This is a genomic window from Paraburkholderia sp. 31.1 (assembly GCF_014397645.1).
GTDB classification, from domain to species: domain Bacteria; phylum Pseudomonadota; class Gammaproteobacteria; order Burkholderiales; family Burkholderiaceae; genus Paraburkholderia; species Paraburkholderia tuberum.
The window spans coordinates 1-773 of sequence record NZ_VZQN01000187.1 but is presented as its reverse complement, the minus strand read 5'-3'; the positions used below and the strand labels follow the sequence as shown (position 1 = coordinate 773).

Sequence of the window (773 nt, the reverse complement as noted above, 5' to 3'; positions counted from 1 at the left end):
AGGTGGGCGGCGCGGTCGAAGAAAGCGTGAAGGGCCAGACGTCGATCAATGCCGAAATGCCGTTGATGATCATCGCCGTGCTGCTGTTGCTGATGATCCAGCTCAAGAACTTCGCGCGGACCTTCATCGTCGTGCTGACGGCGCCGCTCGGCCTGATTGGCGTCGTGGCCGCGCTGCTGCTGTTCGGCAAGCCTTTCGGCTTCGTCGCGCTGCTGGGCGTGATTGCGATGTTCGGCATCATCATGCGCAACTCCGTGATTCTGGTCGACCAGATCGATCAGGATATCGCGGCAGGGCATGCGCGCTTCGACGCGATTATCGGCGCAACCATAAGGCGTTTCAGGCCGATCATGCTGACGGCGGCCGCCGCCGTCCTCGCGCTGATTCCGCTGCTGCGCTCGGGCTTCTTCGGTCCGATGGCGACCGCACTGATGGGCGGTATCACGATCGCCACAGTACTGACCGTGTTCTTCCTGCCCGCGCTGTACGCGGCGTGCTTCAGGGTCCGGCACGACGAGCGCGGAACGCAACCGGTCGTGGACGAGCATACGGAGATTTGAGCATGAGCCTCGTGTATAGAACATCCGTTCTTGCCGTGACAGCGGCACTCGCATTGACGGCCTGCTCGTTCGGTCCCAGCGGCGCGCCCCCGGCGATGCCTTCGCCTGCGCACTACGGTGCCGAGGCACAGCCGGCGAAGACCGTCGCAGCGGGCGGCGTGGCGCAGCAGTTCGATATCGGCGCAGTGGGCGTTCCGCAATGGTGGCAGCTTT

General features: G+C 64.0%; 1 protein-coding gene and 1 pseudogene. Both read left to right on the top strand.

All coding sequences use genetic code 11. From position 1 onward, the window contains the following. On the top strand, window positions 1–560 hold a 560-nt coding region (locus tag F6X37_RS38170), incomplete at its 5' end, for an efflux RND transporter permease subunit (protein ID WP_187614685.1). 2 nt (window positions 561–562) lie between these two features. Further along, window positions 563–773: pseudogene (locus F6X37_RS38165) on the top strand (RND transporter); the annotation flags it as partial.